Origin of the sequence: Bacillus sp. LBA3-1-1.1 (assembly GCF_040676495.1) — a bacterium.
Taxonomy (GTDB): Bacteria; Bacillota; Bacilli; order Bacillales; family Bacillaceae_G; genus Bacillus_A; species Bacillus_A nitratireducens.
In genome coordinates, this window is record NZ_JBEGIB010000022.1 from 68,359 (window position 1) to 93,147 (window position 24,789).

Consider the following 24,789-nt stretch of genomic DNA (forward strand, 5'->3'; position numbering starts at 1 on the left):
CCATAATTGTATTATAGGACACGAAAAAAGACAAACTGAGCTGTTTGTCTTTTCCTATACTTCACTTTATTATATCAACCTTTTGAAAAATTCGTTTGCACCTCTCGAATCGGCCAATATCGTAAATCAACTTTACCGACAACCGTATCAGCTTTCACAAAGCCGAAGTGCCTACTATCCCAGCTACCGAGGCGGTTGTCACCAACTACAAAAATAGAACCAGGTGGTACAAACTTTTCTTTCGTTAATTCTTCTAATTTAAAATCACCTGTTAATTGCCGTCCATTTATCTCTTTCTTATACGCCTCTAAATAAGGTTCCTCCACGAATTGTCCGTTTATATATAGTTTATCATGCTTATATTCGATATGATCCCCAGGTAAACCGATAATTCGCTTTACATAGTCCTCTTTTTTATTCGCATGAAAAACGACGACATCAAATCGATTCAAGTCCCCTACTTGATAACTCACCTTATTCACAACGAGCATATTGCCATCTTGCAATGTCGGCATCATTGACTTCCCCTCTACAACGTACGTTGAAAAGAAAAACGTTCGAAAAAATATAGCTAATAGTACACCAATTAAAATTGTTCTTATCCACTCTAGCCCTTCTTTTTTCAAAGTTTTCTTCATTCGCTTCTCCCCTCACCCTTTAATAATGAAGCTTATCTTTACAAAGAAGACTTTTCCTAATGTAGTTCTAACTTTACTTCAATTTTTTTACCGACATACCATAAAATAAAAATACCAATACCAACAATAACCGATTTTATCGGCTTATGAATAAACGACATTAAATCATGACCGATATACGTTAAAATAAAGATCATAACAAGCTTTCCGAATGCTAACGCTAGTCCAAATTGTTTTACGCTAATACGAGACAAACCAGCTACAACGTTTATAAGCGCAGATGGTGTGAACGGAAAACAAAATATAACAAAGATTGGCGCGAATCCTTTTCTTTCAATCCATCCCATCGCTTTTCGCACTCTCTCATGCTTATTTACAAAAGAAAAGAAACGACTTCTTCCAAAGCTACGAATGATGAAAAATACAAGCATTGCACCAATTACTGATCCAAGCCACGAATAAAGAAAACCGAACCAAAAACCAAATGCAACAGCATTCGCCAGTACAAACACAATGAGAGGCAATGCTGGAATAAGCGCCTCTATCATCGGTAAACCAATACCAAGAAGCGGCCCGAACGCTTTATAACTTTCAACAATGTGATCCATATTTTCTGGTGAAAAATATTCTTTGATTGTCTGAAAATCCATTCTACACTTTACCCCTTTACTCTAATTACTACCTCTACTGTATCATTGCTTATATGAAAGAGGAAATGGTAGATATGACATAGGGAGATGTAATTATTAAGTTTCCATATCTTCCTCTAGAATTCCTTCATTATTATGCTATGATAATCTTTCAATATTCGACAAGACATGAGAATAGTTTAGACACCACGCACAGATTATAACTTAACGGTTACATATTATAAAAAAGAAGAAACTACAGAAAGTGTCAATCTGTAGTTTCAAAAAAATCCCCTTACTACCTGTATGGAAATGAGTAATGACAAATAATTGTTGTACCTTCAAATAATTATCCTTTTCTAATGACTAGTTCTTACAAGAAACCTTTTTAGTAAGCGCATACTATCAATCACGATAAGTATTAATAAATATAAGAAAGATAGTATTAATACTGTACTCGGAATAGGTAACATTCGAAATTTGTATAAAAACTTATCAATCGTATATATATCTTGCTCATCAGTTATCGTGCTAGGAGTGAATATAAGGTAATCCTTCCAATTATCTATCCAAGTTAAACTAACCGCGGAAAATTGCATTATTCCAAACCACAAGTAAATAAAAATTGGTATAAGAATCATATATTGCAAACTATGTAATATCTTTCTTTTCTTCTTACATTCAATAATTTGAAAGACAATAAGTGTCAGTACGTACACAATCGATAGCAGAAATACTATGGTGACAACTGGCTGAATTGAAAAAGCAAATAGCAATTTATCAATTTCACTAATTTGACTATATTCTGTTGCATTTTGAGGCGTAAAAATAAAATGTTGTTTATCAGCACCTATCATTAACTGACTACCAACGAAACCAGTAAACATAAAGGTAAGAAATAATATAGGCAAAACAAGGATATATTGCGCCCAAAATAACATAGTCCTTTTCAACATACCATCTCCTTCTTTATACAATAAGGTAAGAAATATCATGTATACCGCAAATGTTAAATGATGCATATTAACATCGCGATAAATATATGTAGTAAAATTACCCTTATATTGTAATTTTACACTCCCTTAAGCTATTAAAGAACAAAAAATCCGTAAATTTTTCTCGTTTTATTTATGAACCTTACAGCGTAACGATATATATATAATGAAATCAAAAAAAGGATGAGTCCCCCCATCCTTTTCCTCTCAAACTTCACCTTCCCTTACAAAATACACTTTCTCATAGGCTGGCGTTAATTTAGATTCATCCCTTTTATCAATCTCTTTAAAACAAGGGCTTCCTTGTTTTTTCTTACGGTCTTCATACTCTGTTCGTAATTTTGCTGTACGATTTTGCTGATTTTCAAAGCTGCTTTTGGATATTTCTAATTTCACAGCGAAACCATTTATAAATCTAATAATAAGATTTCCATCTTTTAATTCTTTATTATTTTCAATATGAAAATGAGACAACCACGCACACTCTTTTCGAGAATAAGAATACGTAGGGAAAAAATAAAGTTGATCTGTCGGGCTAATTGCGATAGGAGCTTTATGTGTAATACCAGTTAACTCCTTCGTTCCTTCTTTTCTTCCAAAAAAACTAGAACCATGTTTCCGGCAACTTCTCTCTATAATATCGAGAGGTTTTTGAAATACGAAAAAAGAATCCTCCATTTCAACAATTCGCGTAACCACTTGCTTTTCTCCTAGAACAACAGGAAGTAAGGCCATCGTTTTTTTACTTACAACATAATTTTCGACATAACGTTCTACTTTACTTTCCATATTCTACTATCTCCCTTTTCTATTTATAGTAGCAGCTGCATGTATAATTTTAGCACCTATGAAAAGGAAATGCTTTACAGATTTCCCTTTTTTACAATACTTTATCATTTATCAAATATTTATTAAATTTAAAAGTAACTATATGATAATAAAATAATTCAAACCTGTACAAAAAATATTTATACTATCTATAAATATTTATAATTGCTTCCTCTTTTCACATCATTACAACAATTAACTTTGCTATAATTAAAATATAAATCAAATATACGGAGGTCTCTCATGGAAGAAAAGCAAGATCATCCAACAATTCAAATGAAAAACAGTAGCATTGTTATCGTAAAAAATTCAGCTAGTATTATATTCGCTTTATTTTTCATTCTACTGTTCTTTGCAAAGCCTTTTCGTAAATCAATATGCCCAGAATGCAAGAAACGAGCAAAGAAAAAAGTTGGAAAAGAAGAGTAAAAGGCCTTCCTTTTTTGGAAAGCCTTTTACTCTTCTTCATCTTCAAAAAAACCGACTATTTTTTCTTCTTCATATTCATACTTTCTTCCGAGATTTTCTGTATCTCTTTCAATTTGTAATGTGATTATATATCGTTCTTCACCTAAAACATGAGAATGAGATTTTTTCAGATCAATTAACGTCACTTTATCATTTTCATAAGTTTTCGCGTACGCCTTTATCTCTTCAATTGTATTTTTTAAGTCCTCTTCATTACCTCTACGAACATCGAGTATTACTTCATTTATATACTTTTCCATCATATATATCCCCGCCTTCTCCCCCCAATATAATCGTTATGTTTGTATATTTCAACAACAAAAAAAAGGATGGCATAAGCCATCCTTTTTTCTATAATAAACTATAAAATTATAGTTTGATTACGTTTTTAGCTTGAGGTCCACGGTTGCCTTCTTCGATTTCGAAGCTAACTTTTTGACCTTCTTCTAAAGATTTGAAACCTTCAGTTTCGATTGCAGAGAAATGTACGAATACATCGTTTTCGCCTGGAACTTCGATGAAACCGAAGCCTTTTTCGTTGTTAAACCATTTTACTTGTCCTGTAACTGTCATAATTATTTCCTCCTAAGAAAATACATTTTATTATTTAGTCTTCATGTATAAAAAAAGAATCCACACATTATCAAATACGAAACATAAACTAGTTCTCACATACTTTTTCTCGTTCGTTTTCGGCACTTGATAATATATGGATTGCTTAATTTAATTATTCAACTGGTATTATCATAGCATACTTAAAATAGAATGTACAATCCTTTTTAAAAATAAAATTTCTAAATTTTATTATTTCTTATAAAATATAACTACACCTATTTTAATAAAGGAGGATTACATGGTAGAAATAATCCCTGAAAAAACATTAAAGAAAATTGAAAAAGATATTGAAAATAACAACCTCGGAAAAGCAAGAGATAGAGTACACGGATTAATCGCTACTTATCCGAATGAGTTAGAACTTAGAAAAAAACTCGGTGATATTTACTTTACATTACAATACCCCGAAATGGCTGGACGATATTGGTATCTTGAAAAAGAGAAAACAGATGTTATGCACGCGGCATGTCGACAGTTTGAAAAATCGATGGGAAATGATCCTTATCATATTGTACGTGCTTTAAAATTCAAAGGAGATCATGACATTATTACAGGACTACATACGGAACATCCATTACAGAAAAAAGTGGTAGAAGAACTCATTGATGATGATGATGAAGAAACATGGAAAGACAAGCTATTTGTATGGGGCTGTCTAGCATTATTCGCATTCCTTCTTTTTACTGCTACTATTGGTATATTCACTATAGTGAATTGGATATTATAAATAAAAGTAGGTGCCTATTATAGACACCTACTTTTATCTTTATTTCGTAAACTGTTCTTCTTCCGTAGATCCTTTTAGTGCAGTCGTTGATGAAGTACCGCCTGTAATAACTTGTGCTACTTCATCAAAATATCCTGTTCCTACTTCGCGTTGATGGCGCGTTGCAGAGTAACCATCTTTTTCTGCTGCGAACTCTGCTTGCTGTAATTCAGAGTACGCTGCCATGCCGCGTTCTTTATAACCACGCGCTAATTCAAACATACCGTAGTTTAATGAATGGAATCCAGCAAGCGTTACGAACTGGAATTTATAACCGTACGATGCAATTTCTTGTTGGAAGCTTGCAATTGTTTTTTCATCTAATTTTTGTTTCCAGTTAAATGAAGGAGAACAGTTGTAAGCCAGTAGCTTCCCTGGATATTTCTTATGAATTGCATCCGCAAAACGTTTTGCATCTTCTAAGTTTGGTTCAGATGTTTCACACCAAACGAGGTCTGCGTACGGTGCATATGCTAAACCACGTGCAATCGCTTGATCAAGTCCTGCTTTCGTACGATAAAACCCTTCTGGCGTTCTTTCCCCTGTAATAAACTCTTGATCAACCGGATCGATATCACTCGTAATTAAATCTGCAGCATCTGCATCTGTTCTTGCAACAATAATTGTCGGTACTCCCATTACATCCGCAGCAAGACGTGCCGAAATTAAATTACGCACCGCTGTTTGCGTCGGTAATAATACTTTTCCGCCTAAATGCCCGCATTTTTTCTCTGAAGATAATTGGTCTTCGAAGTGCACGCCAGATGCACCAGCTTCAATCATCCCTTTCATTAGTTCAAATACGTTTAACTGTCCACCAAAACCAGCTTCAGCATCCGCCACAATTGGTACAAAATAATCCGTATCACCATTTCCTTCCATATGCTGAATTTGATCAGCACGTTGAAGCGTTTGGTTAATTCGCTTTACAACAGCTGGTACACTGTTCGCTGGGTATAAGCTTTGATCAGGATACATATGTCCAGAAAGATTCGCATCTGCCGCTACTTGCCAACCACTTAAATAAATTGCTTTTAATCCAGCCTTCACTTGTTGCATCGCTTGGTTTCCTGTTAATGCGCCAAGTGCATTAATATAATCTTCTGTATGAAGTGATTTCCAAAGCTTCTCTGCACCGCAGCGCGCTAACGTATGTTCAATATCAATCGATCCGCGCAGACGAATTACATCTTCAGCTGAATATGGACGTGTGATCCCTTTCCAGCGTGTATCTAACTCCCAGCTTTCTTGCAATGTATCAATTCTTTCGTTTTTCATATGTTCCATCCCCTTTTCTTGTTTTTTATAAAATTTCATAACCCGGTAATGTTAAAAACGGCATGAACTCGTTATTGCGAACAAGGTTTGTAAACAGTTTTGTAGCTTCTGCAAATCTCCCTTTCTTAAACGCTTCCTTACCAATCTCTCTTTCTATTTTTGCTAGTTCTTCTTCTTTCAATTCTTCCATCAATTTAAAAGTGATATCACGGCCATCACTTAGCTTTCCACCCTCATGACGAATCCACTGCCATACTTGTGCTCTTGATATTTCTGCTGTTGCTGCATCTTCCATTAAGTTATAAATTGGTGCTGCTCCCCGCCCACTTAACCAAGATGCAATATATTGAATACCGACGTTAATATTCGTGCGAAGACCACTTTCTGTAATCGTTCCCATCGGTACTTCTAATAAATCCTTTTCTGTTACACGTATTTCTTCACGCTTTCTAAAAATTTGATTTGGCGTTTTCATTATGTGATTAAATACTTCCATTGCAACCGGTACAAGTCCCGGGTGGGCAACCCAAGTCCCGTCATGTCCATCTAAAGCTTCGCGCTCCTTATCAGCACGCACTTTCTCAAAAGCCGCCTCATTTGCTTCTGGATCATTCTTAATTGGAATTTGCGCTGCCATCCCTCCGATTGCTGGCGCATTACGGCGGTGGCAAGTTTGAATAACTTTCAAAGAATACGCGCGCATAAACGGCGCTGTCATCGTGACTTGCGCTCTATCTGGAAGTAAAAATTCATTATGATTTCGGAAACTCTTTAAGAAACTAAATATATAATCCCATCGCCCGCAGTTTAAACCAGCAGAATGATCTCTTAGTTCATACAAAATTTCATCCATTTCAAATGAAGCGTGAATCGTTTCTATTAACACAGTCGCTTTAATCGTTCCGTTCGGAATACCGATATACTTTTGAGCGAATACGAAAACGTCATTCCATAATCTTGCCTCTAAGTAACTTTCCATTTTCGGTAAGTAAAAGTATGGGCCACTTCCTTTTGCTAAAAGCGTCTTCGCATTATGGAAAAAGTACAATCCAAAATCCACCAAACTGCCAGACATGTTCTTGCCGTCAACTTGCATATGCTTTTCTTCTAAATGCCATCCTCTCGGACGCACAATTAAGACAGCCGTTTTACTATTTAAACGATATTCTTTTCCGTTCTCATTTTTATGTGAGATCGTTCCCCTAGTAGCATCTCGTAAGTTAATTTGACCTTCAACAGCATTTCTCCAAGTTGGTGCATTCGAATCTTCAAAGTCTGCCATAAAAAGATGTGCTCCTGAATTTAAAGCGTTAATAACCATCTTTCTATCTACTGGTCCAGTAATCTCTACGCGACGATCCTCTAAATCTTTTGGCAATTTGGCAATTGTCCAATCCGCTTCACGTATACGCTTTGTTTCTTCTAAGAACTTCGGAAACTCTCCTGCATCAATTCTCTTTTGTTTCTCCACACGTGTTTGTAAAAGCTCTATACGGCGCTCATTGAAATTTCCATGTAGTTCCTTTAAAAAGCTAAGCGCCTCAGGTGTCAATATTTCGTTGTACGCTGGTAACATTTCTCCAGGCAATGTTACCCGTGAAGTTTGCGTCGACATATTAGCATCCCCTTTTTAAACTGTTTTATAACAGATTAGATTTTATGTTTTATATTATATAACAAATCTTCAGAAAAGGAAGTTTTTTTTGAAAATTTAATGATTTTTTTTACAAAACTGTGTTTATCCATTATGATTTCAACAAAAAAAGAGTCAGTGTTATATAACACTGACTCTTTTTTATTATTTATTCAAAAATTGTCTTAAATAAGAACTGCGCATATTGTTCACGTGTTACTTTCATGTTTGGAGCAAAGTTTCCAGTTCCATCTCCTACAGAAATACCATTTGAACCTACTGCATTAATCGCATTGTATGCCCAATGTCCTTTCGGTACATCTTTAAATCCTTGTGTTCCTTTTACTTCTAACTCATATGCTACTGTAAGCACTTGAGCCATTTCTGCACGTGTTAGTGTATCTTTCGGTCTAAAGTTTCCAGTTCCATCACCGTTAAAGATACCTACCTCTGTTAATACTAAAATTTCTTCTAAGAACATTGTTGATTTTTCATTAATATCTTTGTATGGATTCTCAAGGATATCGCCTTCCTCGAATACTTCACTGAAATCGATAGTACGATAAATCAAAGCAGCTACTTGTTCACGAGTTATGTTATGTCCAAAACCGAACACGCCATTTCCATAACCAAGCATAATTTCTTCTTGTGCTAAAGTTTGAATTGCTTCGTAAGACCAATGTCCTGCTGGTACATCTTTAAAGATAGCCTGACTTGCTTGTTGTGGCTTAGGCTTAGGCTTAGCAGCTACTTCAGCATTCGCTGTAGCGCCTTCAGCACTAAATGCAACTCCACCCATAATTGTTAAAGCTGTTGCTACTTTTAAAATCTTTTTCTTCACTGTATTCTCTCCCTAAAAAAAACATATTTTTTCTAATATAAAGAATTAACGGAAAAGTAACAATACACTTATCCATATAAGTTTTGTCTAATTTGTGAACTATATTTCATATACTTATCTTTATACTTAATGAAAAATGAAGTTACTAAACCATACTTTTTAAACATAAAAAGTAACTAAAAATATCCTATTTTTTCCATTCTATACTATTAATCCCACCGTTAACAGCAGAATAAATATACAAATAAACAATTTAAAATAAGAAAAAAGCGCGTTATCTTCGCGCTTTTTTTCAAAAAAATATACTATATCAATATAATTTATTGTTACTCATTTTTTAAATGAAAGTTAATAATAGCTTTATATAAAAATGTTGCATATTGCTCACGTGTTACAATTTTATTCGGTTCAAACTTTCCATTTCCTGTTCCTACTATGACATCATTAGATTGCAAGGCACTAATTGCATTTTTCGCCCAGTAATTATTTGGTACATCTTTAAATGTATGCTGTTGCTTCACTTCAAAGGAATATGTCTGTGTAAGAACTTGCGCTACTTCTGCACGTGTTATTGTTTCTCTAGGTCTAAAGTTCCCCTTCTCATCACCTTTAAAAATACCGCGTTCTGTTAATGCTAAAATTTCATTTGGAAACATTGTTGATCTTTCAGAAATATCATTATACGGATTTTTTAACGGTCCTTCATGTTTTATATTAAGTGCGCGATATAGTACTGCCGCCACTTGTTCACGTGTTACGTTATCACCTACACCAAACTTTCCATTTCCATAACCTAGCATAATTTTATTATATGCCGCATCTAGAATATAATCATATGCCCAATGGTTTACTGGGACATCGTCAAATACAATCATTTCAGGATATTCTTCTGCTTTTATGTTAGGAACATTTGCACTTACCAATAATCCACCCATAATAGTCGCTGCCGCCATTACACGGAACATTTTTTTCTTCATTGTCCTCGCTCCTTCATTTCCACTTTATTAAAAGTGGAACATAATAGACTAAATTCTTTCCCCATATTACATATGCTGTATTTGCAAGCTCTATGTAATATATTGCATTTTTAATATCTATTATTTTGAAGATTACTAGGAGAGCCAATTCGCTCTCAATTCCAATTGGTATTCTGAATTGCATGCAAATCATTTGAAGATATATTCTCATCTTTGCGCTCTAGTTTCTCTGTTTGATTTTCAAAAAGGATAAACAAAAGCTTTTGCAAAGATGTTATATATAAAATATTCTACTATCTACTAATCAAGTCCTTCACTTATAAAAATTTCACTTTCTAGACAAAAAAAGCGCAAATATCATATTTGCGCTTTTTCCAGCTTCATTGATTAATCGTTTAAATAGAATCTAAAAATTGCATTATGTAAAAACTTTACCTTTCAGACAAAAAGCACAAGTATAATCTACTTGTACTTTTTTTATACTCTTATTTATTCCCATTTCCCTGGTGAATTATCAATCAATTTATATTGTACAAAAAATAAGGGAATTATCAATAGAATGCAGACTGATTATTTAAAATTCAGAATACAAATTTTCTTTTATCGCTATTTTTTCATCCTTCGTTTTCCGAAAAGTAAATGCCATTCCTACAAATATAAGGATAATCCCCACTACTTGCATACTAGTCGGTCTAAATCCGGTAAAGACTGTATCTAATAGTATTGCAACCGCAGGATCTAAAAACACTAATACCGAAATTAATCTCGTCGATAAATCTCTTAAACTGTCAAAAAATAAGTAATATACAAATCCCGTATGTATAAGTCCTGTCGCTGTGATCATCATCCAGTTCATCTCTGTTAATCCTTGAAACTTCCCGAAGTCTACGAATGGTAGCAATAAAAATATACCTAAAAACGTTTGTAAAAATGTCATCGCATATGCACTCGTATGCTTAATTCCTTTTCCGAGCAACGTTGTAAATGCATAAAATACAGCTGCAAGAAGTGCCCACACCATTCCAGATGACATTAATTTCTCAAGCGACACATTGCCATCTACTCCAGCTATTAAAACTGTACCGATGAAACATATGACAATGGACAGAACCGCAAATGCTGTTAACCTCTCTCTAAATACAATACTACCAATCATTAATACGATGATCGGTGCAAGATGATACACAGAAATCGCAATTGTAATCGACATGACTTCAAACGCTTTAAATAAAAATACCCAGTTAAAAACGAGAAATACACCACAAGCTAATATTTGTATGGTCTCTTTTTTGTTCCATTTCTCACTTTTGTACTGCCCCGTTACGAACCAACATAATGCTAAAAATATAGTCGCACAAATACAACGAACGAATACTAATTCAAAAGACGGTAAACCTGTCTGAACAGAAAAAAATCCAATCGATCCAAAAATAGACATCGAAAGAATCATTTTTATAGCCGGCATTGATTTTGAATGAAACAAACTATTAACCTCCTAAACATTTAACTGAACATTCCATATATTATACACTATAATTTTCCAAAATTCGAATACTCCACAATAAAAAGAAGCAGTATACTACTGCTTCTTCTGTTTTTCATATTGTTCAAACGTATGAATTCTTTCGAAAATTGGTGGATGGGTATATAAGAAAAACTTCACTAACGCAGGTGGATTTACTTGGCTTAAGCTCGTTTTTGATAAATATTGAAAAGTTTTTACGCCAGATTCCCCATCTTTTGTCATATCTAAAGCGTATTGATCTGCCGCTCGTTCTTCTATACGAGAAACGTAGTTTGTTGCTGGTTGTGACGCAAACGATAATACAGAGGAAATTAAGAAAAATAAAGGTAAAATTGAAAAACATGCCATTTTGGAAATTTGCAGCGTATCTCCCCATTTTCGAATACACATATTTAAAATACGACTAATTAAATACATACCTATAAACGATATGAAAATATAACTCGCAACGCCCCAATATATATGTTTCATTACGTAATGTCCCATTTCATGGGCCATAATAAATAAAATCTCTTTATCTTTTAATTGCTGAAGTGTTGTATCCCACATTACAATACGAAGGTTTTTTCCAATTCCTGTTACATATGCATTTAACGCATTTGTTTTTTCCGACATATTTACTTCATATACATGTTCAGATGGAATATCAGCTTTATCTGCGATTGCTAAGATTTTCGTTTCTAATTCCTTATTTTTCAGCGTTGAAAAATCATTATAAAGTGGATCAATTACAACAGGTTGCACGAACGTTAAAAAAATTGTAAACGGTACAGAGAGCGCCCATCCTGCTAGCCACCATCTCTTCGGGAATTTACGGATGAGCCATAAAAGAACTGTAACAATGAGTAACATAGTCGCATAATTCACCCAAAAATCGATAACGTGATCTTTTATCCAGCTTTGTGTACTTTGCGTGGAAATACCGTAATCAACCGACACTTTACGCCCAATCCATTGCATCGGTAATGCAAGAACTGTTGTCAGTAATGATAAATAAAAGAAATAAATCGCAACTTGTAAGACATTTATTTTGGTCGTTTCCTTCGACCATTTCTCAAACTTTTTTGAAATACCGAGCACAAGTACAAACAATAAAATAATCCATTCAAGAGGCGTCGCTAAAAAGTACAGTAAGTTTTTCACGCGCGAATAATCTTGACTTAGCGTAAGCTCCCTCGCATTCATAAAAGTCTCTGGATCTGCCCTCGTTCCTTTATACATGTCCGGAATGAGTTCATGATTCCATCCAAATAAATACCAATATATAAGTAACGCAAACCCAACGTACAAAAAAAGCGACCATCCAATAACTTTCCTCACGCTATTCCCTCCTCTATGCTGCCTGTCTATTATTATTGTAAGTTCGTACTTTCAAAATTAGAACAAGCTAATCGTGAGAATTGTTCTAGCTCGTTCCATTTACATAAAAAAACTCTTCTATTACAAGAAGAGTTTCACCTGTTTTTAAATATTTTCTTCGGCTCATAATCTGGTATAGGAAATGTACTTACAAACCAGCGCCTTTTACATATCGTATATATTCATAGTCCTTAAAATCCTTCTTAAGGAAGTACATCTATTAACAAACTAAAATCTTGCAAAGAAAATGAACTATATTTCATAATACCTTGTACAGTTAAAAGTAAAATAAGACCCATCACACACATATAATTAATACTTTCTTCATGCTTTTTCTCAGCAACTACTCCGCCCGTAATGCATAAAATCCCTAATAAATGGAGCGCTAAATACATAAAAAAGTAAGCTTCCTCCCAGCGAAGAACAACATTTACTGTCGTAATCAATACTAAACTCAGTACAATCAAATAAAAAAACTTATTTGACGATATTGTTTCATTCATATAATTTTATACATCCCTTTCAAATTTCGAATTAATGATGATTTAGTTTTCATAAAATAAAAGTCCCCACTACTTTCTCAAACATTTTATGAGCCCTAACATAATTTTCTTCGTTCTTTACATACTGTCTGAAGATACGCCTCATCATTTCTTCCACAATAAAGCTAACTATTATTAATGTCCCTAACACGATAAGATGAAATCATTATTGATGGAGAAGTACTTACGTCTAATAGAGGTGGAATCTATCATTTCCTTCAATATTTTCTCAAACATCTTCTCTACCTTACTTATCCCCCACTATGCTCGAAAAGCTCTTTTCCTTCTCCTCATATATAACAGGCACTTCTTTACTCCAATATTTGCGATTCACAAATAAAAAGATGAGTACTAAGTTTAATCCTGCTATAAAAATAATTAATCCTGGAAAGAATGTCGTATAGTTCGAAAAATCGGCAAAACTCATTATCTTTTCTCTGCTTACTAAAAAAGAAGCACTAAGCACAAACACATTGTTTAACATATGAATGGCAATTGGCATGAGTAAGCTTTTCGTACGAATATATACAATTGATAGTACGATGCTAAACACAACTGCACCAAGGAAATCAACATGTAAGCACGCAAATAAAAGTGCTACAACGACCATTGCTATACTAGTACCCCATTTCGCTGCAAAACGCTGTAGTAAAAATCCTCGAAAAACAAATTCTCCGACAATAGGCGCGATAAATACGACCATAATAAATTGATATACATATCCCCCGGTACTATCTATAATCGGTTCATGCAAGGCATTCATAATAAAATCTGGTGTAATCCATGCAAAGCTGTACATATACAAAATAAGATAGCCGTAACTAAAAATACATAGCATAATTGCGATATACAAAACTTGCACTAGGTTAAATGTTTCGTTTCGATTAATAAATAATGAAAATGAAACACGATGCTTTCTATATCCGTAAAACAGCCATATTATTGGAAGGATATAAAATATAAGAATATTTATTAAAGATGAATTCTGTATATGAAATGTATTTTCTAGCGCTTCATTACTACTTCGTGCTACTAAAATTAATAATGCAAATACAATTAAAAAATATCTAGCTCGCATCGTTTGAAACGGATTCACATTCATCTCCTCCCCATGTTACTTTTATCATATCATTTGAATCTTAATTTTTTGTGAAAGAAAACCTTAAAATTTCCTTAAAAATTCCATAAGTTACAAAAAGATGATATGATATTCGAGGAAATTAGGAGGGATTCATATATATGTATCACGCAAATATTTTACTTGTTGATGATGAAACAGCAATTTTACAATTACTAACCACCATTCTTAAAAAAGAAGGTTTTTCTCATATTACAACTGCAACATCTGCGGAACTAGCCTTATCTCTCACCGAGCAAAACAATTACGATTTAATCATTTTAGATGTAATGCTTCCTGGACAGTCCGGTTTTGACATTTGTCCAATCATTCGCCAAAAAACGGATTGCCCCATCTTCTTTCTAACAGCGAAAACTTCTGATTTAGATAAAGTATCTGGATTTTCATACGGTGCGGATGATTACATTACGAAGCCATTTAATCCGCTAGAAGTAGTGGCTCGTATGAAAGCCCAACTTCGAAGACATATGCAGCAAAGCGTACAAGAACAAAAAACGCACTCCATTTCATTTGGAAGATTTGAAATTGATCAACATTCTGCGGAACTAACAGTAGATGGAAACGTTGTCGAATGTTCCGCTCAGCTCTTTCAACTACTACTCTTCTTTTGTGAGAATCCGAACTACGTATTTTCGAAAGAAGAAATATATGAAAAAGTTTGGGGAGCTCCTGCCTATAATGGAGATGATAATACTGTTATGGTTCACATTCGAAAGCTACGTGAAAAAATTGAACAAGATCCAAGTAAACCAGAATACATAAAAACAGTTCGTGGACTTGGCTATAAGTTCATTACAAAGTAGGTTAACGATATGAATTTTAATAAACGACTTATAATCCAGTTTATTTTACAACACGTTTTTGTCTTAGTTACGTTACTTATCGCAGTAATCGCTTCTTTTTCTTATTTAATTTTTCTTCTTAATAGTACTTTATATGAACCTAATATTTCTGATTATGATACCTTTACAATCTCGGAATATATTTCTTCTGAAGACAATAACATTACTTTAAAATCTAAGGTAAAAGATTTAATAAAAGAAAAGAGTGATTGGCTTCAAATTGTAGATGAAGATGGAAAGGTCCTTTACAACTTTAATACGCCTAACGATGTTCCTACCTCTTACACAAAGACATCCTTACTTACGTATTTACAGAATAGCAGCAACAGTATTTATAAATTTAACTATTGGGAAATTAAATTAGAAGAGAAACCAGTGATTGTTATTTACGGTGCCAAACTAAAAAGTAATGCTTTACTAAAAACGATACAACAAGGGCATCCTTCTTTATCATTAAATGAATTTGCACTAACTGAACAAGAAAAACAATTAATTTCTAAAGAAAAAGCAACACTGCAAGTATTTAATAACAATGGCGAAGAAGTTTTTTCCTATCCAACTGGGAAGAAAAAAACATTTTCGGCTATAAAAACGGCTCTTAATGAAAAAGAACCGTGGAATTATAAAGAAAATACATCTAGTTTTTACGATTCAAATAGCGGTCAGCTCGTCGTTGTATCCGCCCCAAACGCTCATTATTATCCAGATGATGAATTAGATGATATATTTACCAAAAAACTTCTAATCGGATGCAGCTTAATCCTCCTTATTGTGTTTGTTTATTTAGTCATTCTTTCAATTTGGTATGGAAATAAGTTTGGAAAGCCTTTATTACACACGATGCGCTGGCTTAAAAACATAGCCGGAGGAAAATATGAAGAACCTGTTAGTAAAAAAGGCAAACCTGTTCGATTCCGGCGCTCCGGTAAAGAAAAATGGTCGTTCCGTATATTTAAAGATGTTACAAACTCACTAGAGCACCTTTCTATTACTTTGAAAAAGAACGATGCAATGAGAAAAGTACTGCAACAAACACGTGAAGAGTGGATTAGCGGCCTGACGCATGATCTAAAAACACCGCTTAGCTCTATATACGGCTATGCACTATTACTAGAATCGAAGCAATATAATTGGACTGATCAAGACATTCAACAATTTGGCCATGTAATGAAAGAAAAATCTCAATATATGACTACATTAATTGACGACTTAAGCTTAACATATCAATTAAAAAATGATACTCTGCCTGCGCAACACGTAAATGTTGAAATTAATCAGTTCGTCCAAAAAGTATTATTACAATTTATTAATAACCCGACACTACAAAATCAAAACATTGAATTTGTGCCAAGTTCAAGCAAAATCCAATATTTTATTGAAGAAAAATGGTTCCAACGTATTATCGAAAACCTACTCGCAAACGCTGTAAAACATAATAATGAAACAACAAACGTAATCGTAAAACTTTCGCAAAATGCAAATTCATTTACACTATCTATTTCAGATGATGGAAAAGGTATGGACGATAAAACGAAAGAACTTCTATTCGAGCGGTACTACAGAGGAACGAATACAGAAGAAAGCAACATCGGAACTGGACTTGGCCTCGCCATTACAAAACAGCTCGTTCATGCCCATAACGGAACGATCTCCATTGATAGTGAACTTGGAAAAGGAACGACGATTATACTTGTGTTTCCAGTGTAGCATGCTAGTAAATGAAATTATATCGTACACAACTCTCATTATATCGACTTAACTACAAAATACGACAGTAGTAGCAACCTATTAATAAAAGAAGACCGTCCAAAAATACCTTTTGGACGGTCTTTCTTTCTATTATTTCTTCTTCACCGGTATCCAAAGTTCAATTTGAGCGAACTCACTTTTATCTGCATGGGAACGTTCATCGTATAGCTCAAACTCATTAACGCCGCAATGTTCGTATCCTGAATGCGGGAACCACTCTGAGAATACAGCATTCCACGTTTGATGAATAGACGATACCATTTCTTCATGAGGAACTTTCGGCGTTGTAAATACTGCATATGTCGCGGCTGGGAATGTACGCTTTGCAACTTCATTTGGTACATTTTCAAAGTCTGTAACTTCCATTCCGATAATATAAGTGAAGTCCCCTGTTTCTAAATTAAAGTCAGTACATAATCCTAGCTCTACCCATTGGCTCGTATCTTTACGATTTGGAATCGTCGTCCCAAGATCTTTTTGTAAATATTCTTGCCAAAATGCTGGAATGTCTTGATGGTTTTTCCCTTCTTTACTTGTCGTCTTCAGTTCATAACCTGCCATTAAAAATTCTGGTTTATTTACAATACGATATTCCATTTGTATGCCCCCTAAATACGGATTTAATTTTCTTTGTTTTACATTCACTCTGTAATACATCGGTGTTTCTATTTCTTGTTTTCGATATTCACTCGGTGTCATTTGAAATAATTTTTTAAAGGCTCTCGTGAACGTTTCGTGAGATTGAAAGCCATGCTCAAATGCGATATCAATAACTTTTTCATCCGTATGAGAAAGTTGATAAGCTGCCCGGGCTAACCTCCTCTTTCGAACATACTCCATTACTGTATCGCCTACTAACGCCTGGAATACACGATGAAAATGCGACTCAGAAAAACCTGCAACACGTGCTAAATTACGCAGCGTTTGTTTTTCCATTACATCTTCCTCAATATAATCAATCGACCTTTGAATTTGTGTTTCATAGCTTTCCATCTCTGTTCACCCGCCTTATATGTATTATGATAAAAGAGAATCCTATCCAATTCTTGACGTTTTTTACTATAATTCCATAAAAATTGTAACTTTTTTATATGTATTTCGTTGTTATGTATGAAGGGAGGGAAATGTAGTGAAACGCAAACAATCATTAGAAGACATTTACTCAGAGCACATGCATGATTTATTTCGCTATCTTCTCTCCCTAACCGGAGACTCTCACTATGCAGAAGATCTCATGCAAGAAACCTTTTACCGAATGCTCGTCCATATTGACTATTATAAAGGAGAAGAAATTAGGCCGTGGTTATTTACAATTGCCTACAACGCCTTTATTGATTGGTACCGAAAAGAAAAAAAGTATAAAACAACGCAAATTAAAGAATTCCACTTACCAAACGTGCCAAGTACAGAACACTCTTATTTCGTAAAACATGAGATTGCTAGTTGGTTACAAAGTATATCCTCTCTTCCGCTCGAAAGACGAAATGTGTTGCTACTACGAGATTACTACGGATTCTCCTATAAGGAAATAGCAGAAATGACTAACCTCTCGTTAGCAAAAGTAAAAATTGAATTACACCGAGGACGAAAAGAAACGAAAAGCATAAAGGAGTGATACAGATGGGTTGTGCAGAGTTTAAAAAACTGTGGACGAAATACGAAAAAGGAACGCTCACACATGACGAACAAGAACAGTTAGAAAGTCATATTGAGACTTGCGAAGAGTGTGAAGTGCACTTGGATGAATTGCTTGCGAAGAGTGAACCAGTAAAGAGAAGGTTGCCTCCAAAAGATCTTAAAGTTCCGTTTTGGAGGATTAAGTGGAAACATCGATTACAAACGGTTGGTTTTATACTAGCAATTTGTATCGTTATATATATGATTGGCGGAGCATTATCTGCCTTTTATTTTCAAGCTGATAATGATAAACGACTAAAAGAAATACGAGATGTTCCTTCTCTTGCACTTGAAGCAACGATCCCGAATAGCCGCGTCATGGGGGGCGGAACAAGTGTAGAAGCTTTCTTTCGAACAAACAGCCAATTTGATTTAGTAAAAACGATTGGTAAAAAAGAAATGCCACTCGGTACAATAGAAACAAGCAGCTTCTTATCTTCTTTAAATATCACACATCAATCTTGGCTGAATATGCACTATCAACCGAATATCCACTTTGTTCATCCAAAAATAAAACAAGGTGATTATTTGAAAGATGCATCTAAAAAGGTTTGGGATACACTTGCAAAGGTACATGAGGGAACCGTTGCAGAAGTATCAATATCTTTTGACAAACCTTACACTTTACAAGAATTAGAACCACTTTTATATGGCGTATTTGAAGCTCAAGAACTCCCTCCAACTCCTGTATGGTACGCATTAGATACGGGACAAGAAAGAATAAACGAAGAAGATTTCATCCTATCTGGGGGCGAATTTATAGGATTTCCAGAACATATAGGATTCCTTGATGATGAAACAGAAAATCTGAAAACGCAAGAGGATAAAGTTATTGAAATGATGCGTATTCTTTCTACGCATGAAAAAACTGTAAATAAAGTTGCTATGCTTCCTGAGAATCAGCTGAACTTAGATAAACGTTATAAATATGTAAAGGATAACGGCGTAAAAGTATACGGCATTGTCATTACTGGGCCGTCGAAAGAGTTATTAAAATTACAAAACTCCCCGCACGTACGTTATGCGACTCTTGGAGATATTGAGGTTTGGAATTGGTTTGATCATTAATGAAAAAAAGGTAGAGCATCCCTATTGGATGCTCTACCTTTTTTACTCAGAAATCACTTTCACATACATCCCTCTTACTGCTTTTTCATAAGCGATATCGCTCATCTGTCTTATGTTTTCTGACACAATAGACGATTGAACAACTTCCCCTTCATGAAGTAACGGAGGATCAATAAGACGCACTTTATTTTTCTGATATAGATCATAATCATTTCTATCTTCTTCTACTTTTACATTCGGATGAACTTTGCTTAATAACGCACGTACTTCTGTATCTTTACATAGCTGCAATTTCGTAATAAGCTCATAATCTTCAAGGAGAAAGTCATCTGCATGAATAACCTTTTTATGAAGAGCTAATTTTAACGTTTTAGCTAACATATCGTTTCCGTAAATATTCATTGGCTTCATAAAGAAATCGATTACCTCTTTGTAATACGTTTCTGTAAACCATTCTGCTATTTCGATATTTTGAATGACCATTTTCCCATCTACTTCGATTACATCCTCTAAAAAACTATGAACTTCTTCTAAAGAAATATATCCATATGTAAACATATCCCGTAATGTGTAATCCACTCGGTCTGCACATAATTCTGGCGCAGACCTTTCAAGTAATGTCCACTTCGAATCATCTAACAAAATATCTTCATAGTTATAACCATGTTTTGAAAGAATCGCCGGGATTTCCGAGTTTTTCACGACAGAACTAAATATTTCTTCATGATAACTTTCATTTTCGTTATCAAAAACATAATCAATCACATGAGAAAAAGCAGTATGCGATACGTCATGCAGTAAACCAGCAATCTGTTCTTCTACTGAACCACCAAGTTTTTTAATTAACAACATCGCACCAACTGAATGATCAAAACGCGTTACATTCCATTTCTCATTCATTAAGTAACTTGCTCCAGCTTGATGAACCCCTTTCAACCTTTGCACAGGTTTACTTAAAATTAATTCTTCTAACACTTTATCTACTTTAAACTCACCGTATATGACATCTGATATGATCACTTAAAATCCCCCTTTTCAAGCAGAGTCTTCTTATAGTATCTCTTTTTCCAAAGAGAGTAAATACGAACATTTCGTTCTTTTATATCTATATTTAAAAATATATTGATTATACTTTTTTTATGTATATTATAAATGTCTGTTATTTGTTTTAATTCATTTGTTTTTATTGAGCGCTCCTTATATGGAGCCTTTTTCATTTTAAAAAATAGAGAGCACTCAGCTCTCTATTTCACCATCCTATTCAAATGTAACTTCAACCTGCACAATCTCAGATCTACTTCCCAGTCTAAGCGGTGGTCCCCAGAATCCAAATCCAGAAGAAACAATTGCATGGAATGCACCTTTTTGTGCGTATCCCCAGTCTAGTTCGTACATTCTTCTCGTCACAATATGGTTCGGCGCCATTTGTCCGCGATGTGTGTGACCGGATAATAATAAATCAACGCCGGCGTCCGCTGCTTGTTTTAATTCAAATGGTTGGTGATCCATTGCGATAACAGGAAGCGATTTATCTACCGTACTCATTAGATTTTCAAAACTCTGACGATCACGCTCTGTTTTATCTCTTCTTCCAACGAGATAAAAATCATCTTCAATTGTAATCACTTCATCTAAAAGAATACGAATATCAATCTTATCCATCTCTTGTAAAAATTCAGGAACCGCTCGTCCGTAATATTCATGATTTCCTAACACACCATATACGCCTAATGGAGCCTTCATTTGTTTCATAATTGGTCCCATATTTTTTTGAATGAACACACCTGGATGATCATCGATAATATCTCCTGGCAATAAAATAATATCCGGCTCCATCTCATTTACATGACGAACGAGTCTCTTTAAATGAGCAACTCCAGACAGTTTACCGAAATGCATATCAGAGGCCATCGCAATGCGTAAACTTTTACGCCCTTCTACTTTTTTCGGTATGTGCACTTCGTACTTTCTTACTACTGGACTATATGCGTTGAATACTCCATACGCAAAAATAAAGATGAACGCAAGTAACACGGCCGATCCTGTCCAAACAATTGCCGTCTCTTTCTCCATTGAAAACTGTAGAAGGAAAACTGTAATATCAGCTAACGGTAATAACATAAGTGCGTATTGTATGACCGCAAACCAAATTGAACCGACCGTTCGTAAAAATGGTAAGAACTTAAACACTTGTACGAGAATATACGCATATGAAATGAAGCCAACTACGAAAGCATAATATCCCCAAGATTCCCAGCCGAACACCGTACTGAGCCAAACCCATCCGTTCCAGCCGATGTAAAACATAAGTAGTGTGTATACAAGTAACATAGTAAATATATTGAAATAACGAAGATTCTTCACAACCAGCCTCCTTATTGATTTCTTCTATTATAACTTGTTATGTGCCTAGAACGTAAATAGTAAGCAAATCAAAGTTATTTTCTTCTTACTTGTAATCTTCCCGCATTCTCGTACACTTCTCTTTATAACGGCTATATTTAAACCACCTTTATTTTTTAATTTTACACATGTGAGAGTTAATACTCACATGTATATTTATAATAAAGTGAGCATGAATCCGTTTCAATGACCACATTTAATTATTCGAGTATTAATACACACATTACAAGATTTGTGTATTAAAGAACGGAGGAACATATGGAGAAAATCGATAGAAGAATTATAAAATCACAAACCGCCATTCAATCTGCATTTATAGAAATGTTAATTGAAGATGGCTTTGACGAAATTACAGTAAAAAACATTACAGAAAAAGCAAATATCGGGAGAAAAACTTTCTACCTACACTATCTAGATAAGTACAATTTATTAGATAAAATTGTCGATGATCATTTAGAACAATTAAGAGAAATATGCGATATAAAACAAACAAAAGGTTATATAGAAGGAACCATCATATGGTTTGAATACTTCAAAGAACATAAACCATTTTTCGCGGCGTTATTTAGAAGTAACAGCACATTATTATTTCAGAAAAAGTTACTAACTTTTATCATGGGTGAACTAGAGAAAAAACTAAATACGAATACGTCAGTGAATAAAAACATTGATAAGCATATCGTTTTAAAATTTTTAGGAACAGCTGTACTGGGGATTTTGGAATCTTACGTGTTAGAAGAAATTGATAGTGATATTGAATATGTTGCGACGCAGGTTGGGGAATTGATGAGGCGGAATATATAAAAATCAGACATTCATGCAAACAAAGAAAAGCCGCGCCTACAAATACTCATATAGGTGCAGCTTTTCACTATTAAATCACAAAATCCTCCGGAATAAACACTTTCACTTCTCTCGGATGTACGTATACAAACTCACCTGCTTGAATGCCTAGCTGCCTAAACTGTTCTTTACTAATTTCTGCTTCTAGATACTCATCTGTTCCGTCGCGCTTCAATTCTACATATACGACAGGGCCAACTGCGTGAGAGTATGATACTTTCGCTGGAATTGCATCTACACTTTGTTTCGTACGAGAGATTGATAGATGATGTGGCCTTACGTATCCCACTCCGTCTACGTTTGAAACGTGCTTATGCTCTGGTGCTTCTAGTTCCACTGATCCTACATTTAGCTTACCTTTATGAACGCGGCCGTGAAATAAATTCACGTTTCCTAAAAAGTCGTATACGAACGGGCTTGCCGGTTTTTCATATACTTCTTCCGGTGTTCCCATTTGTTCAATACGTCCTTCATTCATTACAACGATGCGGTCCGCAACGTCTAACGCTTCTTCTTGGTCATGCGTTACGAATACGCTCGTAATTTGAAATTCGTCATGTAGTTTCCGGAGCCATCTTCGCAATTCTTTCCGTACTTTTGCATCAAGTGCACCAAACGGTTCATCTAGCAATAAAATTTTCGGTTCGACTGCAAGTGCCCGGGCTAGCGCGATACGTTGACGTTGTCCACCAGATAATTGCGCTGGATAACGTTTTGCGAAACCATCCATTTTTACTAGCTTCAATAGTTCTGTTACTTTTTCTTCTATTACTTCTGCTGAGGGCCTTATACTTTTCTTTCTTACTTTTAAACCGAAAGCGACATTTTCAAATACATTCATATGTTTAAAAAGTGCATAGTGCTGAAAAACAAAACCGACTTGCCTGTTTTTCACGTGAATATTTGTTAAATCTTCTCCATCAAATGAAATAGTGCCTCCATCCGCTTCTTCTAATCCTGCAATAATTCGTAATAACGTCGTTTTCCCAGAACCTGATGGGCCTAATAAAGCGACCAGTTCACCTTTTGGAATATCCAAATGAATGTCTGTCAGCGCTTGAAATGTACCGTATTGTTTTGATACATTTTGAATTTGAATACTCACCGCACTCACCCCTTATTGTCTTTTTTCCATTCTCCATTCAATCCAGTTTTTTATAACGAGCGTAAAAACTGCGATGAGTGACATTAAAGTCGCCACAGCGAACGCTGCTGAAAATTGATATTCATTGTACAAAATTTCAATATGAAGCGGCATCGTATTTGTAACGCCGCGCACGTGACCAGACACAACGGAAACTGCCCCGAACTCACCAATAGCCCGGGCGTTACATAAAATCATGCCGTATAAAAGGCCCCATTTTATATTAGGTAATGTAACTCGCCAAAACATTTTCCAGCCGCTTGCGCCAAGTGATAGAGCTGCTTCTTCTTCACTTTTCCCTTGCGCCTGCATAACCGGGATTAATTCACGCGCAACGAACGGAAACGTAACAAAGATTGTCGCAATGATAATACCAGGGACAGAGAAGATGAGTTTTATCCCATGTTCCATTAACCATCCGCCAAAGGCTGCACGAGGTGTAAAAAGTAAAACAAATACTAATCCCGCAATGACTGGTGATACAGCAAACGGCAGTTCAATAAGAGATAATAATAGTTGCTTTCCTTTAAACTGAAACTTTGTAATAAGCCAAGCCGCTGCTATTCCGAATATCGTATTCAGCGGCACAACGATTAAAGCAACGAGAAGTGTTAACCTGATTGCCAAAAATGCTTCTTGATCTGTTACTGCGGCAATATATACATCAATTCCTCGTTCGAATGCTTTCATAAAAATTGTCACGAGCGGCAGTAATAGAAAGAGAGATAAAAATAAAACTGTTATCGTAATGAATAGAATGGGTACAAACTTAGATTCTTTTTTAACTGATACGCTTTTTACTATTTTCTTTTCTAATAATGTTGGTTCCAT

26 protein-coding genes and 1 pseudogene are annotated in these 24,789 nt (G+C 34.9%); 7 read left to right on the plus strand and 20 right to left on the minus strand.

Going from position 1 to position 24,789, the window contains the following annotated elements:
- Positions 1–74: 74 nt before the first annotated feature.
- From lepB to MRBLBA3_RS17440, 4 genes are all read right to left on the minus strand, one after another.
- Positions 75–638, minus strand: a complete 564-nt coding sequence (gene lepB / locus MRBLBA3_RS17425; RefSeq protein WP_000751912.1) for a signal peptidase I — start codon at positions 636–638, stop codon at positions 75–77.
- A gap of 56 nt (positions 639–694) precedes the next feature.
- Positions 695–1,288 carry a TVP38/TMEM64 family protein gene (locus MRBLBA3_RS17430; RefSeq protein WP_000347512.1) on the minus strand — a complete coding sequence of 198 codons (594 nt, stop codon included), beginning with the start codon at positions 1,286–1,288 and terminating at the stop codon, positions 695–697.
- Positions 1,289–1,626: 338 nt separating this feature from the next.
- On the minus strand, positions 1,627–2,223 hold the full coding sequence (locus MRBLBA3_RS17435; RefSeq protein WP_044741136.1) for a DUF4306 domain-containing protein: 597 nt from the start codon (positions 2,221–2,223) through the stop codon (positions 1,627–1,629).
- Positions 2,224–2,469: 246 nt separating this feature from the next.
- Positions 2,470–3,051 carry a competence protein ComK gene (locus MRBLBA3_RS17440; RefSeq protein WP_098318813.1) on the minus strand — a complete coding sequence of 194 codons (582 nt, stop codon included), beginning with the start codon at positions 3,049–3,051 and terminating at the stop codon, positions 2,470–2,472.
- A gap of 282 nt (positions 3,052–3,333) precedes the next feature.
- Here MRBLBA3_RS17440 and MRBLBA3_RS17445 point away from each other — a divergent pair, with 282 nt between their 5' ends.
- Entirely contained in the window at positions 3,334–3,519 is a 186-nt protein-coding gene (locus tag MRBLBA3_RS17445; RefSeq protein ID WP_000391585.1) for a hypothetical protein, read from the plus strand.
- A gap of 26 nt (positions 3,520–3,545) precedes the next feature.
- Here MRBLBA3_RS17445 and MRBLBA3_RS17450 read toward each other — a convergent pair whose 3' ends face one another.
- Positions 3,546–3,821 (minus strand): hypothetical protein, encoded by a 276-nt coding sequence (locus tag MRBLBA3_RS17450; protein ID WP_098561622.1) that lies wholly within the window; start codon positions 3,819–3,821, stop codon positions 3,546–3,548.
- Positions 3,822–3,927: 106 nt separating this feature from the next.
- Entirely contained in the window at positions 3,928–4,131 is a 204-nt protein-coding gene (cspA, locus tag MRBLBA3_RS17455) for an RNA chaperone/antiterminator CspA (RefSeq protein ID WP_000218989.1), read from the minus strand.
- Positions 4,132–4,411: 280 nt separating this feature from the next.
- Between cspA and MRBLBA3_RS17460 the strand changes: the two genes are divergently transcribed.
- Positions 4,412–4,900, plus strand: coding sequence for a DUF6584 family protein (locus MRBLBA3_RS17460; protein ID WP_363382567.1), 489 nt, complete (start codon positions 4,412–4,414; stop codon positions 4,898–4,900).
- 39 nt (positions 4,901–4,939) lie between these two features.
- Here MRBLBA3_RS17460 and aceA read toward each other — a convergent pair whose 3' ends face one another.
- The 9 genes and pseudogenes from aceA to MRBLBA3_RS17505 all read right to left on the minus strand — a co-directional run bounded on the left by aceA (position 4,940) and on the right by MRBLBA3_RS17505 (position 14,190).
- Complete coding sequence (aceA, locus tag MRBLBA3_RS17465) at positions 4,940–6,217, minus strand: isocitrate lyase (RefSeq protein ID WP_000787337.1); 1,278 nt, start codon at positions 6,215–6,217, stop codon at positions 4,940–4,942.
- Between the two features lie 25 nt (positions 6,218–6,242).
- The gene (aceB, locus tag MRBLBA3_RS17470; protein WP_363382572.1) at positions 6,243–7,832 is read right to left on the minus strand and encodes a malate synthase A; all 1,590 of its coding nucleotides are present in this window, start codon (positions 7,830–7,832) and stop codon (positions 6,243–6,245) included.
- Between the two features lie 187 nt (positions 7,833–8,019).
- A complete protein-coding gene (locus tag MRBLBA3_RS17475; RefSeq protein ID WP_363382575.1) occupies positions 8,020–8,691 on the minus strand; it encodes an S-layer homology domain-containing protein in 672 nt (223 codons plus the stop codon).
- Positions 8,692–9,017: 326 nt separating this feature from the next.
- The gene (locus tag MRBLBA3_RS17480) at positions 9,018–9,668 is read right to left on the minus strand and encodes an S-layer homology domain-containing protein (protein ID WP_363382578.1); all 651 of its coding nucleotides are present in this window, start codon (positions 9,666–9,668) and stop codon (positions 9,018–9,020) included.
- 574 nt (positions 9,669–10,242) lie between these two features.
- The gene (locus MRBLBA3_RS17485; protein ID WP_363382581.1) at positions 10,243–11,151 is read right to left on the minus strand and encodes a DMT family transporter; all 909 of its coding nucleotides are present in this window, start codon (positions 11,149–11,151) and stop codon (positions 10,243–10,245) included.
- Between the two features lie 96 nt (positions 11,152–11,247).
- Positions 11,248–12,513 carry a M48 family metallopeptidase gene (locus tag MRBLBA3_RS17490; protein ID WP_001233304.1) on the minus strand — a complete coding sequence of 422 codons (1,266 nt, stop codon included), beginning with the start codon at positions 12,511–12,513 and terminating at the stop codon, positions 11,248–11,250.
- A 242-nt stretch (positions 12,514–12,755) separates the two neighbouring features.
- Complete coding sequence (locus tag MRBLBA3_RS17495; RefSeq protein ID WP_001006056.1) at positions 12,756–13,055, minus strand: hypothetical protein; 300 nt, start codon at positions 13,053–13,055, stop codon at positions 12,756–12,758.
- Positions 13,052–13,251: pseudogene (locus tag MRBLBA3_RS17500) on the minus strand (hypothetical protein); the annotation flags it as partial. The gene MRBLBA3_RS17495 and the pseudogene MRBLBA3_RS17500, both read right to left, overlap by 4 nt.
- Positions 13,252–13,341: 90 nt before the next feature.
- Complete coding sequence (locus tag MRBLBA3_RS17505) at positions 13,342–14,190, minus strand: CPBP family intramembrane glutamic endopeptidase (protein ID WP_363382586.1); 849 nt, start codon at positions 14,188–14,190, stop codon at positions 13,342–13,344.
- A gap of 143 nt (positions 14,191–14,333) precedes the next feature.
- On the opposite strand from MRBLBA3_RS17505, the gene MRBLBA3_RS17510 reads away from it, so the two are divergent.
- The gene (locus MRBLBA3_RS17510; RefSeq protein ID WP_000274573.1) at positions 14,334–15,035 is read left to right on the plus strand and encodes a response regulator transcription factor; all 702 of its coding nucleotides are present in this window, start codon (positions 14,334–14,336) and stop codon (positions 15,033–15,035) included.
- Positions 15,036–15,044: 9 nt separating this feature from the next.
- Complete coding sequence (locus MRBLBA3_RS17515; RefSeq protein ID WP_001010416.1) at positions 15,045–16,781, plus strand: sensor histidine kinase; 1,737 nt, start codon at positions 15,045–15,047, stop codon at positions 16,779–16,781.
- A gap of 132 nt (positions 16,782–16,913) precedes the next feature.
- Here MRBLBA3_RS17515 and MRBLBA3_RS17520 read toward each other — a convergent pair whose 3' ends face one another.
- Positions 16,914–17,816, minus strand: coding sequence for an AraC family transcriptional regulator (locus MRBLBA3_RS17520; RefSeq protein ID WP_000446854.1), 903 nt, complete (start codon positions 17,814–17,816; stop codon positions 16,914–16,916).
- A 136-nt stretch (positions 17,817–17,952) separates the two neighbouring features.
- Here MRBLBA3_RS17520 and MRBLBA3_RS17525 point away from each other — a divergent pair, with 136 nt between their 5' ends.
- Positions 17,953–18,438, plus strand: a complete 486-nt coding sequence (locus MRBLBA3_RS17525; protein ID WP_097811528.1) for an RNA polymerase sigma factor — start codon at positions 17,953–17,955, stop codon at positions 18,436–18,438.
- Positions 18,439–18,443: 5 nt separating this feature from the next.
- Positions 18,444–19,568: an anti-sigma factor gene (locus MRBLBA3_RS17530; protein ID WP_098322989.1), complete on the plus strand. Its 1,125-nt coding sequence runs from the start codon at positions 18,444–18,446 to the stop codon at positions 19,566–19,568.
- Between the two features lie 42 nt (positions 19,569–19,610).
- Here the strand turns inward: MRBLBA3_RS17530 and MRBLBA3_RS17535 are convergent, their stop codons facing one another.
- Positions 19,611–20,588: an HD domain-containing protein gene (locus tag MRBLBA3_RS17535; protein ID WP_000587036.1), complete on the minus strand. Its 978-nt coding sequence runs from the start codon at positions 20,586–20,588 to the stop codon at positions 19,611–19,613.
- Positions 20,589–20,825: 237 nt separating this feature from the next.
- On the minus strand, positions 20,826–21,932 hold the full coding sequence (locus tag MRBLBA3_RS17540) for a metallophosphoesterase (protein ID WP_363382591.1): 1,107 nt from the start codon (positions 21,930–21,932) through the stop codon (positions 20,826–20,828).
- Positions 21,933–22,229: 297 nt separating this feature from the next.
- Here MRBLBA3_RS17540 and MRBLBA3_RS17545 point away from each other — a divergent pair, with 297 nt between their 5' ends.
- Positions 22,230–22,775, plus strand: coding sequence for a TetR/AcrR family transcriptional regulator (locus MRBLBA3_RS17545; RefSeq protein ID WP_363382594.1), 546 nt, complete (start codon positions 22,230–22,232; stop codon positions 22,773–22,775).
- 70 nt (positions 22,776–22,845) lie between these two features.
- Here MRBLBA3_RS17545 and MRBLBA3_RS17550 read toward each other — a convergent pair whose 3' ends face one another.
- Both MRBLBA3_RS17550 and cysW read right to left on the minus strand, forming a co-directional pair.
- On the minus strand, positions 22,846–23,919 hold the full coding sequence (locus MRBLBA3_RS17550) for a sulfate/molybdate ABC transporter ATP-binding protein (RefSeq protein WP_363382597.1): 1,074 nt from the start codon (positions 23,917–23,919) through the stop codon (positions 22,846–22,848).
- A 12-nt stretch (positions 23,920–23,931) separates the two neighbouring features.
- The gene (gene cysW / locus MRBLBA3_RS17555; RefSeq protein WP_000433837.1) at positions 23,932–24,789 is read right to left on the minus strand and encodes a sulfate ABC transporter permease subunit CysW; all 858 of its coding nucleotides are present in this window, start codon (positions 24,787–24,789) and stop codon (positions 23,932–23,934) included.

Excerpts from the sequence above, each read along its gene's own strand:
- lepB (WP_000751912.1), bottom strand. The coding sequence starts at position 638 with ATGAAGAAAACTTTGAAAAAAGAAGGGCTAGAGTGGATAAGAACAATT.
- MRBLBA3_RS17430 (WP_000347512.1), bottom strand. The coding sequence starts at position 1,288 with ATGGATTTTCAGACAATCAAAGAATATTTTTCACCAGAAAATATGGAT.
- MRBLBA3_RS17435 (WP_044741136.1), bottom strand. The coding sequence starts at position 2,223 with ATGTTGAAAAGGACTATGTTATTTTGGGCGCAATATATCCTTGTTTTG.
- MRBLBA3_RS17440 (WP_098318813.1), bottom strand. The coding sequence starts at position 3,051 with ATGGAAAGTAAAGTAGAACGTTATGTCGAAAATTATGTTGTAAGTAAA.
- MRBLBA3_RS17445 (WP_000391585.1), top strand. The coding sequence starts at position 3,334 with ATGGAAGAAAAGCAAGATCATCCAACAATTCAAATGAAAAACAGTAGC.
- MRBLBA3_RS17450 (WP_098561622.1), bottom strand. The coding sequence starts at position 3,821 with ATGATGGAAAAGTATATAAATGAAGTAATACTCGATGTTCGTAGAGGT.
- cspA (WP_000218989.1), bottom strand. The coding sequence starts at position 4,131 with ATGACAGTTACAGGACAAGTAAAATGGTTTAACAACGAAAAAGGCTTC.
- MRBLBA3_RS17460 (WP_363382567.1), top strand. The coding sequence starts at position 4,412 with ATGGTAGAAATAATCCCTGAAAAAACATTAAAGAAAATTGAAAAAGAT.
- aceA (WP_000787337.1), bottom strand. The coding sequence starts at position 6,217 with ATGAAAAACGAAAGAATTGATACATTGCAAGAAAGCTGGGAGTTAGAT.
- aceB (WP_363382572.1), bottom strand. The coding sequence starts at position 7,832 with ATGTCGACGCAAACTTCACGGGTAACATTGCCTGGAGAAATGTTACCA.
- MRBLBA3_RS17480 (WP_363382578.1), bottom strand. The coding sequence starts at position 9,668 with ATGAAGAAAAAAATGTTCCGTGTAATGGCGGCAGCGACTATTATGGGT.
- MRBLBA3_RS17495 (WP_001006056.1), bottom strand. The coding sequence starts at position 13,055 with ATGAATGAAACAATATCGTCAAATAAGTTTTTTTATTTGATTGTACTG.
- MRBLBA3_RS17510 (WP_000274573.1), top strand. The coding sequence starts at position 14,334 with ATGTATCACGCAAATATTTTACTTGTTGATGATGAAACAGCAATTTTA.
- MRBLBA3_RS17515 (WP_001010416.1), top strand. The coding sequence starts at position 15,045 with ATGAATTTTAATAAACGACTTATAATCCAGTTTATTTTACAACACGTT.
- MRBLBA3_RS17520 (WP_000446854.1), bottom strand. The coding sequence starts at position 17,816 with ATGGAAAGCTATGAAACACAAATTCAAAGGTCGATTGATTATATTGAG.
- MRBLBA3_RS17530 (WP_098322989.1), top strand. The coding sequence starts at position 18,444 with ATGGGTTGTGCAGAGTTTAAAAAACTGTGGACGAAATACGAAAAAGGA.
- MRBLBA3_RS17545 (WP_363382594.1), top strand. The coding sequence starts at position 22,230 with ATGGAGAAAATCGATAGAAGAATTATAAAATCACAAACCGCCATTCAA.
- cysW (WP_000433837.1), bottom strand. The coding sequence starts at position 24,789 with ATGGAACCAACATTATTAGAAAAGAAAATAGTAAAAAGCGTATCAGTT.